Here is a 10,085-nt window from a genome sequence, read left to right as displayed (position 1 = left end):
CCCCGCCGTGCCGCGGCGCGCGCCCCCGGCCGGTTCGAGGTCGCCGGCACCCACCACGGCGGCGGGTCCGTGCCCGTCCACCTCGTCGCGGACCTGCAGGCAGTGCACGAGGAGGCCGTCCGCGCCCGCCACCACCACGTGGGAGACCCCGCGCGGCAGGGCGACGACGACGCCGGCCGACCCGGCGAGCGCGGCCGCCGCGACGCGGCGGCCGCCGACGACCAGCACCACCCGGCCCCCCGGCGCGTCGGCCACCAGCTCCAGGCGGTGCGCGCCGCGCCGGCGGGTCCCGACGAAGAACGCCAGCTCCTCACCCGCGGGCAGCTCCACGGCGCCGGGGCCGCGGCGCGCCCCGCCGAACACCACCCGCGCCCCCGCCGAGCGCCCCGCGAACACCGCGTCCCAGCGCGTCGACGCCCCCTCGGGCAGCAGCTCGAGGCGGACGTGGTCCAGCGCCACGTCGCTGCCGGGCAGCACGGCACCGCCCGCGGTGGTGGCCAGCCGCACCACGTGGGTGCCGGCGGTCAGGTGGACGGGCACGTCGACGCGGCCGGTGTAGCCGCGCGCCAGGGTCGCGGGCAGCTCGAGCACCCCGTGCGCTCGCCCGTCGACGGCGAGGGCGAGCCGGCCGGGGACGGCGTCGGTGCCGTACCCGACGCCCAGCAGGTAGCGGCCGGTCTCCGGGACCTGCACCGCCACGGACACCGCGCTGTCCGCCGACGGCATCGCCGCCACGCCGCGGCGGCCGGTGCCCGCGTACTGCTGCGGGTCGTCGCCGTAGCGCACCCGCGGGCAACCGACGACGACGGCCTCGTCGAAACCGGTGGTCGACGTCCACGGGCCCGGCGGCAGCGGCTCCCCGCCGCCGTCGGGGGTGACGTCGACCCGGTGCACGGCGAACGGGTCGCCCCCGGGCAGCCGCAGCCGCAGGACGCCACCGGCGGCGCGCACGGCGACGTCGCCCAGCGCCGCGGGGGCGGCGAGCTCCCCCTCGTACCCGGTCCACGTCACGGCGGCGGTGCGCAACCGCAGCGCGCCACCGGGCAGGCCGCGCACCTCCACCTCCACGGCGTCGCGGGTGCCGCCGACCAGCACCGTGGTGGTGCGCGCGTCGTCGTCGACCGCGGCGAGGGCGCGCAGCGAGTCGCGCACCCGCGGGTGGGGCACGTCCACCGCCGCGGTGCGCCCGCGCAGCGACGCGTACCAGTGCAGCAGCCACCAGCCGCCGTTCGCCGCGGCCTGCCCGACGGCGTGGTCGTCGAGGTTGCCGGCGAGCGTCCAGTAGGCGAGGTCCCCGTCGGCCTTCGTGGTCTCCAGCGCCTCGACCCACTGCAGCAGCTGCCCGGGCACCGACGTGTCGCGGCGGTTGCCGTACTCGTCGACGTTCACGGGCAGCGGGCCGACGCCCAGCTCGCGCTCCAGGGCGCGCAGGTGCGCGTGGTGGGCGGGGTAGACCTCCAGGGAGGACGGCTGCAGCTCGTGCCACGTCACGACGTCGGGCAGCGTGCCCGTGTCGCGGGCGTGCACGAGGAAGTCGCGCACCCGGTGCGGGTGGTAGCGCGACTCGTTGGGGCCCGCGATCCGCGCCGCGGGGTCGATGGCGCGGATGTCGCGGAACACCGCGGTCCAGTCGGCGAGGAACCTCTCGCGCCCGGCGGGCGACCAGTCCCGGTACCAGATCCAGTCCCCCTCGTTGAAGGGGACCCAGACGAACCGGTGCCGGTCCGGGCGCGCCGCGACGTGGCGCACCGCCTCGCGCACGAGGGCCCGGTAGGCGTCGATGCCGACGTCCTCGTAGGGCCACCGCCGCAACGCGTCCTGCAGGTAGACGAGGACCTCCTCGCCACCGGCGGCGAGGAAACCCCCGGCGATCTCGGCGGCGTCACCGCCGGGGTGCTGGGCGCCGCCGGGGGGTTTCTGCGCGACGGTGCGCGGGCGGGCGCCGGCCAGCAGCGCCGGGGCGGGCACCCCGTCGTCGGACAGGCCGTAGAGCATGCCGGTGGCGCCGCCGTGCACGGGTTCGCCGAGGCGGTCGGCGTGCACCACGACGCGCTGCAGGGCCGGGCCGCGGGTGAGCCGCAGCACCCGGGCGGAGGGGGCCGCCGAGGTGGCCGTGACCCGCAGGACCCCGCGCTCGCGGTCCCACTCGTGCCGCCAGGGTTCCAGCCGGGCGGGGAACGCGGTGTCGACGACGAGGTCGTGGCCGGCGTGTTCCGGCAGCGGAACCTCCACCACCTCGCCGGCGCCGGGCCGCCGCCACAGCGTGAGGTGGGTGACGACGTCCCCGCCGGGGTTCTCGCCGGGGTTCGCGCCGCGGTTCGCGCCGGTGTCGACGGCGAGGGCGACCCACGGCCGCTCCCACTGGTCGATCCCCAGCGGCCAGCAGGCGCGTCCCGCGGCCAGGCCGGCGCGCAGCCGCTTGTGCGCGGCGACGGCGTCGGCCACCAGCGAGCGCTGCGCGACGCTCATGCCGTCCAGGTGCCCGGAGAGGTAGAACCTGCCCAGCACCGCCGTGGCGAGCGTGGCGCAGATCTCCTCGTCGTCCATCGACGGCTGGGGGTAGGCCCAGTTCGCCGCCTGCTCCAGCGGGATCGACAGCGGCGCGGCCGCCGCGATCGGCGGGTACGCCGCCGGGTCCTGCTGGTCGCTGGTGGACTGCAGCTGCAGCAGTTCCAGCAGGGCCGCGTCGGCGCGCATCGCCCCCGACGCGCAGTTCTCCAGCACCAGGTGCGGGTGCCGGTCCAGCACGGCCGCCAGCCACGCGCGGTGGGCGCGGGCGTGGCCCAGGAGCCCGGCGCCGGGGCTGTCGGCGGCGACGTCGGTGCCCGGGCCGGGGTTGATGTTGTGGTCGAGCTTGAGGTAGCCGACGCCCCAGGAGACGAGGCGGTCGACGACCTCGTCGAGGTGCGCGACGGCCGCCGGGTGGCGCAGGTCGAGGTGGTAGCGGCCGTGCTCCACGACGCGGCGGCCGTGGCGGTGCAGGAAGGCCTCGGCCGGCAACCGGTCGGCGACCGGGCTGTCGACGCCGACGACCTCTGGTTCCAGCCACAGGCCCGGGGTCATGTCGCGGTGGCGGACGTGGTCGAGGACCTCCTGCAACCCGCCGGGGAACCGGGTGGTCGAGGGCTGCCACTCCCCCACGCTCGTCCACCAGTCCCCGCCGTCGTCGTACCAGCCGGCGTCGATGCAGAACACCTCCGCGCCCGCCTCGGCAGCGGCGTCCACCAGCGGCAGCAGCGCGGCGGTCGTCGGATCGCCCATCAGGGTGTTCATGTAGTCGTTGAAGACGACGGGCAGCGCGGTCGCGTCGGGGTGCGGGCGCCGCACGGCACGCCGGTGCGCGGTCAGCGCCGCCACGGCCGCGGTGAGGTCGTCGCCCACCGCCACGGTGACCGGCACCGTCCCGAACGAGCCCCCCGGCGCCAGGACGGTGCTCCAGGCGTGGTCGTCGTCGGTGGGACCGGACAGCGCCAGGTAGGCGCCCTCGCGGTGCTCGCCGACCTCCCAGCGCCAGCCCCCGGGGTGCTCCACCTGCCAGGCCAGCGCGCCGGTGCCGTCGGCGGCGGCCAGCACCCCCGTGGGCAGCGCCCGCCCCGTCGACCAGGAACCCGCCGAGGTCAGGGCCACGCAGCCGCGGGCGCCCTGCCCGTGGGCGGCGAGGCGGACGTCGGGCAGGCCGGCGCGACGCAGCGGCTGCGTGCTCCAGCGCGACTCCCCCAGCCAGGCGCTGCGCGCCGAGGACAGCTCCAGCGCCTCGGGGCGCCCCTCGGCCAGCGGCCCGACGCCGACGGCCAGGGCCAGGCTCGCCACCGACAGCAGGACCCGGGGCGCGTCCGCGCCGGCGGCGTTCTCGACGTGCACGCTGCAGCGCGCCGCGGCCACCCCGTCGGGCAGCTCCACCCGCAACCGCACCCGCAGCGAACCGCCGTCCTCGTGCTGCTCGACGAGCAGGACCTGCCGCTCCCCCTCGCGGTGCAGGTCGTGACCGCGGTAGCGCAGCCGCCCGCTCGCCACCGCACCGACCAGCCGCCCCGTCGCGGGGGCGCGGCCGGCGTCGGCGGTGACGATCTCGACGGCCGGCTGGGACGCGGGCAGGTCACCGCTCGCACCGGGCGGTCCCCACCGCAGGACCCGCACCGGCGAGGCCGCGTCGTGGGCGAGGACCACCTCCAGCAGGCCGTTGCCCAGGGCGATGGTGTCGTGCGTCGTGTGCTGGGCTGCCTCGGCTGCGGTGGTCACGTGAGGGCTCCTGCGGTGGTGGCGGCTGGGGTCGGTCACCGTGCCCGGCAGTCGTGAAATCGTTATCACACGGTCTGATAACGGTATCAGCCCCACGTCGGCCGTCACCGTGTCTCCCACCGGTCGCGCGGGGGAGCGTCAGCCCGGCGGGGCGTGCTCCGCCAGCCGCTTGCGCAGCAGCTCCGCGAGCTCGACGGACTCCCCGTCGCGGGCACCGCGGCCCACCTGCAGCGGCGGGTCGGCGGGCAGCAACCGCACCCCCGTCAGGCGCGCCCGCAGGCTGCGGGGCACCGCCAGCACGTAGTACCCGCCCTCGCACGTCACACCGAGCGTCCCGTCCTGCTTCAGGTACCAGCCGCGCAGCCCGGTGCGGTAGCGGGCGCCGCCGTCGGTGGCGCGCAGCTCGACCGGGGGGACGCCCCGGCGCCGCAGCTCCGCGACGAACTCCGCCAGCAGCTCCCGGGCCCGGGCGGTCTCCCGCTCCAGCGCCCGCTCGTGCACGCCGGCGCGGTCGGCCGCGGCCTGGCGGCGCTGCTCCCGCCAGCGGGCGCGCTCGTCGGAGGGGAGTTCGGACACGCCCCGACTGTAGGCGCCCCGCCGCGCCCGTCCCCGGGTTCGGGCGATCCACCGGGGTCCCCGCTCCGCCCATCTCCGGGTTCGGGCGATCCACCGGGGTCCCCGCTCCGCCCGTCCCCGGGTTCGGGCGATCCACCGGGGCCCGGGCGTACGCTCCGGCCGGTGTCGACCACGAGCGTCCGGGAGGCCTACTCGCGCCTGGCCGACCGGTACATCGACCTGTTCGGCTCGGTCGACGGCGTGGACCCGCAGGACCTGGCGCTGATCGCCCGCCACCTCGGCCGGGTGCCCGGCCCGGTCCTGGACCTCGGGTGCGGCCCCGGCCACCTGACGGGGTTCCTGCGCTCGATGCAGCCCGACGTCACGGGGATCGACCTGGTGCCGGAGTTCGTCGCGCACGCCCGGCGCCACCACCCCGGCGCCCGGTTCCGGCTGGGGTCGCTGACCGACCTCGACCACCCGGACGGTTCGGTGGGCGGGATCCTGGCCTGGTACTCCCTCGTCCACCTGCCTCCCGCGGAGTTCGACGGCGTCCTCGCCGGTTTTCGCCGGGTCCTGGCTCCGGGCGGTGCGCTGGTCGTGGGGTTCTTCGACGGCGACGACTGCGAGCCGTTCGCGCACAAGGTGACCACGGCGCACCGGTGGCCGGTGGACGAGGTGGCGCGCCGGCTCGCCCGCGCCGGCCTGGCGGAGGTGGAGCGCCTCCGGCGGGGGCAGGAGGGCGAGCGGCGCCCCCACGGGGTCGTCGCCGCGCGGGCCGTCCGGCCGGCACTCCTTGCACGCGCTTGACGTTCTGCATTGTGCGAATTACTCGGCGTAACGTTCGGGCATGAGGACGTCGACGGCCGCCACCGCACTGCTCACCACCGCACTGCTCACCGTCCCGGCGGGAACCGCCCAGGCGACGACGGGTCAGCCCGGGACCGTCCGGATCACCGCGGTCGTCCCCGTCGTCCCCTACGCCCTGCACAGCACGGACGGGCAGGGCGGGCAGAGCGACTCCGGGACGGTGCGCCTGCAGTACCAGTGCTGGCCCGGGGAGGACACCCGGTACGGCGTCGACATCGGCGTGACGCTGCGGGCCGGCGACCTGTACGCCCTCGACGAGCGCATGCTGACCAACCTGCCGTGCTCGGGGCAGCGCGAGACGGTGCGGATCCAGATCTCCCGCCGCACGAGCCTGCCCTTCACCCCCAGCCGCCCGTACGACCTCGGCACCCTCGACGTCCACCACGGCCCCACCTGGGGCGAGTTGTCGACCACCACGCGCCGCGTCCTGGTGCTCTACCGCGGCTGGTGAGCCGGCCGGGGCCGGGGAGGTCCCGCGGTTCAGCCGCCGGTCCGCCCGGCCACCCGCAGGGCCAGCGACGTCAGCACCAGGCCGAGCAGCAGCGCCGCTCCCCCGGCGGTGGCACCGGCGAACACGGCGGCGCGGACCTCCCCGCCCCGCAGCGCCGCCAGCACTCCCGCGGCCGTGGCCGCACCGGACAGCGCACCCCACACCAGCGGCGACCGCGGCCGCACCGGCACGGCCACCGCCGGCGTGCGGCGCCACCAGCGCCGGACCCACCACACCACCAGCACCGCACCCAGCACCCCACCGGCGTACTGCGCCCACCGGTACCCGGCCAGCCCCGCCCACCGCTCCGCCAGGACGGGCACGTGCGCCGTGCCCCAGCGCCCCGCGTGGGTGAAATCGTCCCACAGCACGTGGGTGGCCGCGCCCACCACGAGCGCCGCCGCGACCAGCGCGACCTGCCGCGCCGAGCGCACCCGCGGCGCCAGGCCCACCACCACCCGCCCGGCCAGGCGGGCGCGCACCCAGCGCGGCGCCAGGTGCACGACGGCGCCGCAGAGCAGCCCGTGCCACAGCACCCATGCCAGGGCCCCGAGCGCGAGGTCGACCGTGGGCACCGCCCAGGCGGTGTGCGTCGGCCAGTGCCGCGCCCCGGGCAGGTAGTAGGGGATGTCGGGGCTGATGCTGCCGACGACCAGCGCCGCCGCCGGCAGCGGGGTCCGCAGCAGGGGCAGCACCGCGGCGACGTGGCTGGGGGTGAACGGCACGCCCGCACGGTAGGGCGCGCGCGCCGGGGACACCGCTCACGGGCGGGGTCGGGAACGCGTCAGGGCAGCGGCACGTCGGCCAGCGCGGGGTGCAGCACGAGGGCGCGCAGTTCCTCGACGGTCCAGTGCGGCGGCAGGAGCGAGCCGTCGGCGGGCACGTCTGAGCGGTCGCGGACCGACAGGTGCGCGGACGCCGTGACGACCCGGCCGTCGGGGTGGACGGCGGTGGCGAAGGGCACCTGGTCGGAGCCCAGCACCTCGTCGCCCTCACCCCCGATGGACAGCTGCGTCGTCCCGGTGACGACGTGGACCCCGCCGGGCAGGTCCTGCGCGGTGCAGGCCGCTCCCGGCTCGCTCGGGCAGCTGGTCGTCACCGGCATCGCGTCCTCGCTCTCGGACACCGACAGGTTCAGCTCCGAACCAGGGTCGCTGCGCCCGTCCACCTCCCACCTGCTCCACCCCGTGTAGCGCTGCTCGTTGTGCCACCAGCTGCCGTCCACCGTCGTCAGCGGGACGAACCCCGGGTCGGCGGCGGCGAGCGCGGCGTTGAACGCGGCCAGCGCGGCCCGCTGTCGCTCCGGGTCCACCGGCGGCTGCGTCGGCTTCTGCGCCGGTTTCCGGGTCGGCTCCGAGATGGGTTCCGGGGTCACCCGAACCGCCCCGTCCCCGGCCGGGGCCAGCGACGCCGCGCCGCCACCTGCCCCCTGCCACGCCAGACCCGCGACGGCCACCACCGCCAGGACGGGAGCCACCGCCGCCACCCGGCGTGCGGTGCGGCGCCGGCGGCCGCGGCGGCGGACCGCGGCGAGGTCCACCCCCGGCCCGGTCAGCGCGGCGCGGCGCTCCGCCGCGGCCACCGCAAGGGTCAGCTCGTCGTCCTCGTCGTGCTCGTGGTCGTGGTCGTGGTCCAGCGCCGTGCGGGTCATCGCCGTCCTCCGGTTCCGCTGCCCGCCGTGGGGCTGCTCGTCGTGGGGGTGCCCGCCGCGGGGTCACCGGCCCACCGGCCGGCGTAGGCCGCCCCGAGGTGCGCGCGCAGGGCGGCGCGGGCGTGGGAGGTCTGGCTCTTGACGGTGCCCTCGCTGCAGCGCAGCACCTCCGCGGTCTCCGCCACCCCGAGGTCCTCGACGTGGCGGAGCAGGAAGACCGCGCGCTGCCGCGGGGGCAGGGCCGCCAGCGCCGCGAGCAGGTCCAGGCCGAGGGCCGGGTCGGGCTCCACGAGCGGGTCGTGCACCTCCGGTTCCAGGCCGACGACCTCGCACCGCCGCCACGGCCGCCGCCCCTCGGAGATCATCCGCCGCAGCATCGTCGTGCGGGCGTACGCGAAGGGCTCCCCGTCGCGCCGCACCCGCGGCCACGCGGCGTAGACCCGCTCCAGCGCGTCCTGCACCAGGTCGTCGGCCCGGTGCCCGTCGCGGCACCACGCCAGCGCCAGCCGGCGCAGCCCGGGCATCGCGGTCGCGGCGAACTCGTCGAACGCCGCCTCGTGCTCCTCGCGCACCCGCACCACCTCCTCCCCCTCCTACGCGCGGCAGGACCCGCCGGTTGTACCGCCCGCCGGGTCCGCGCCCGCCTCCCTCCCCTTCCGCGCCCATCTCCGGGTTCGGGCGCGGGGAAGGGCCCCACGGACCGCCCGAACCCGGAGAAGGGCGCGGGAAAGGGGCCCGCGGACCGCCCGAACCCGGAGAAGGGCGCGGATCGAGGCCCCGGGCGCCGCACCGGCCCGCCGTGGCAGGCTGGGGCCGTGGCCCGAGGGGCGTTCGTCCTCAGCGCGCTGGTGTTCGCGGCGGTCGTCGCGGTGAGCGCGGCGGTGCTGCCCGAGCGCGTGCCCGTGCACTTCGGCGCCTCCCTGGAGGCGGACTCCTACGCCGGCCGCACGACCCTGGTGCTGCTGGACGCCGGGCTGTGGCTGACGATGACCGCCCTGTTCGCGGGGCTGGCGGTGTGGACGCGCCGCGCGCCGCTGGAGCTCGTCAACGTGCCGAACGCCGCGTACTGGAAGCGCCCCGAGCACGAGGCGGAGCTGCGCCGGCGGCTGGTCGACGACCTGCTGTCGTTCGGGACCGCCACCCTGCTGCTGCTGGCCGCGGTCACCGCGCTCGTGACGCACGGCGCCGTGGCGGGCGGCGGGCGGCTGTCGGCGTGGGTGTGGGTGGCGCTGGCCGGCTACGCGGGTTGGGTGGCGCTGCACTGCGCGCGGGCGCTGACGGTGCGCTACCGGGTGCCGGCTGCGGCCGGCTCGTCGCGCGGCCCCGGCAGCGAGCGCGACCGCCCCGGCGGGTAGCCCCGATGCCGGGGGGCCCCGCCCCCACCCCGTGGGCTCACCCCGAGCGCCCACCCCGGGCGGCGGCCAGGCGCGCCAGGGCGGATCGCGCGAGGCCGTCGGCGTCGGCCGCGTCGACCCAGCGGTCCAGCACCACCGCGGTCAGGGCGACGTCCAGCCGCTCCCCGGCCGGCAGCAGGAGGGGCTCGGCCCACGCCAGCGCCGGGCCGACGCCGACGTAGTCGGTGGCGCGCACGAACCAGGGCAGCAGCTGCGCCGCCTGCAGGTCCGGCGCGGTGCCCTGCACCAGCAGCAGCGAGCTCCACGAGCCGCCGCTGCGGCGGTTGACGACCAGCCAGGGCGAGCGGGAGCCGTGCGCCTCGGACTCCGAGGAGCCCTGCGCCGTCGCGACCCGCACCTCGTCGGCGGGGGGCAGCCGCCAGAAGGGGCCCCCGTAACCGGCGCCGGCGCGGCCGTGGACGGCGGGGCTGGACAGCGTCGCCCCGCGCGGGGCCGTCAGCGCGCTGCGCCAGCCGAGGACCCACGCCCCCTCGTCGGGGACGACGACGGCGGTGAGCGCCCGCTCCTCCTGCAGCTGCAGCCGGCCGTGCTCGTCGGTCCAGACGACGTCGCTGGCCAGCGTGGCCCCCTCGTCGGCGACCCGCTGGTCGACGGCGGTCTGGCGGCCGTGGTTGCTCAGCAGCGTGGGGCCCTGCCCGGGCACGTAGGTGCGCCCGCCCCAGTGCGAGGTGCCGTCGACGTCGGCCACCGCGAAGGACACCCCGTAGTGGTGGCGGTGGTCCACGGGGCTGACCTGGGTGAGGGCGGTGCCGGCCAGGGAGTGCACGGGGTGCAGGTGGGGGCGGGGGCTGTGCACCTGCGGCATGTCGCCGCCGTCGCCGCAGCGGGCCAAGGGCTCGTCGAGCCACTCCAGGACCGCCGCACC

General features: G+C 77.7%; 9 protein-coding genes. 3 read left to right on the top strand and 6 right to left on the bottom strand.

The genetic code is table 11. The annotated features are described in order from the left end of the window. Both ABEB16_RS03475 and ABEB16_RS03470 read right to left on the bottom strand, forming a co-directional pair. On the bottom strand, window positions 1-4,239 hold a 4,239-nt coding region (locus ABEB16_RS03475), incomplete at its 3' end, for an alpha-galactosidase (RefSeq protein ID WP_345710879.1). A 138-nt stretch (window positions 4,240-4,377) separates the two neighbouring features. Continuing rightward, window positions 4,378-4,815 carry a hypothetical protein gene (locus ABEB16_RS03470; RefSeq protein WP_345710878.1) on the bottom strand — a complete coding sequence of 146 codons (438 nt, stop codon included), beginning with the start codon at window positions 4,813-4,815 and terminating at the stop codon, window positions 4,378-4,380. Window positions 4,816-4,977: 162 nt separating this feature from the next. On the opposite strand from ABEB16_RS03470, the gene ABEB16_RS03465 reads away from it, so the two are divergent. Both ABEB16_RS03465 and ABEB16_RS03460 read left to right on the top strand, forming a co-directional pair. Then, entirely contained in the window at window positions 4,978-5,604 is a 627-nt protein-coding gene (locus ABEB16_RS03465) for a class I SAM-dependent DNA methyltransferase (protein ID WP_345710877.1), read from the top strand. Between the two features lie 40 nt (window positions 5,605-5,644). After that, window positions 5,645-6,115 (top strand): hypothetical protein, encoded by a 471-nt coding sequence (locus ABEB16_RS03460; protein WP_345710876.1) that lies wholly within the window; start codon window positions 5,645-5,647, stop codon window positions 6,113-6,115. Between the two features lie 29 nt (window positions 6,116-6,144). Here the strand turns inward: ABEB16_RS03460 and ABEB16_RS03455 are convergent, their stop codons facing one another. Genes ABEB16_RS03455 through ABEB16_RS03445 form a run of 3 tightly spaced genes read right to left on the bottom strand, consistent with a single transcriptional unit; the run spans window position 6,145 to window position 8,377 of the window. Continuing rightward, window positions 6,145-6,879: a DUF4184 family protein gene (locus ABEB16_RS03455; protein ID WP_345710875.1), complete on the bottom strand. Its 735-nt coding sequence runs from the start codon at window positions 6,877-6,879 to the stop codon at window positions 6,145-6,147. Window positions 6,880-6,938: 59 nt separating this feature from the next. Continuing rightward, window positions 6,939-7,805, bottom strand: coding sequence for a hypothetical protein (locus ABEB16_RS03450; RefSeq protein ID WP_345710874.1), 867 nt, complete (start codon window positions 7,803-7,805; stop codon window positions 6,939-6,941). Next, entirely contained in the window at window positions 7,802-8,377 is a 576-nt protein-coding gene (locus tag ABEB16_RS03445; RefSeq protein ID WP_345710873.1) for an RNA polymerase sigma factor, read from the bottom strand. The genes ABEB16_RS03450 and ABEB16_RS03445 overlap by 4 nt, the downstream gene beginning before the upstream one ends. Before the next feature lie 243 nt (window positions 8,378-8,620). Here ABEB16_RS03445 and ABEB16_RS03440 point away from each other — a divergent pair, with 243 nt between their 5' ends. Beyond that, window positions 8,621-9,160, top strand: a complete 540-nt coding sequence (locus tag ABEB16_RS03440) for a DUF1648 domain-containing protein (RefSeq protein WP_345710872.1) — start codon at window positions 8,621-8,623, stop codon at window positions 9,158-9,160. A gap of 37 nt (window positions 9,161-9,197) precedes the next feature. On the opposite strand, the gene ABEB16_RS03435 is transcribed toward ABEB16_RS03440, so the two are convergent. After that, the coding region (locus tag ABEB16_RS03435) for a DUF6807 domain-containing protein (protein ID WP_345710871.1) at window positions 9,198-10,085 on the bottom strand (888 nt) is incomplete at its 5' end.

It is taken from the genome of Kineococcus glutinatus (assembly GCF_039542765.1).
Taxonomy (GTDB): Bacteria; Actinomycetota; Actinomycetes; order Actinomycetales; family Kineococcaceae; genus Kineococcus_A; species Kineococcus_A glutinatus.
This window is presented reverse-complemented; position numbering and strand designations above follow the sequence as displayed.